At 38.4% G+C, this 211-nt stretch carries 1 pseudogene; it reads right to left on the bottom strand.

Features of this window, described 5'->3' with window-relative positions:
* Positions 1–211: pseudogene (locus V6256_RS16055) on the bottom strand (sodium:proton antiporter); the annotation flags it as partial.

Raw genomic sequence — 211 nt, 5'->3', positions numbered from 1 at the left:
TATTAAGTCGTTTAATAATTGCTTGTGATAATATGTGAGTAATACCAGATTTAGAAATGGCAACAGAAAATGCACCAAGCATTGCATAAATTAATGCAATAGTAGCACCGCCGCCTAGACCACCTTCAAAAGATGAGATAGTGTCTTGCACAGATAGTCCAGCAGTTAAGCCGCCTACTAATGAACTGAGGGTTAAAGCGATAACAACGTT

The organism is Psychromonas aquatilis (genome assembly GCF_038155185.1).
Taxonomy (GTDB): Bacteria; Pseudomonadota; Gammaproteobacteria; order Enterobacterales; family Psychromonadaceae; genus Psychromonas; species Psychromonas aquatilis.
Note: the sequence above shows the minus strand (reverse complement) of the source record. Positions and strands in the feature narration are given on the sequence as shown.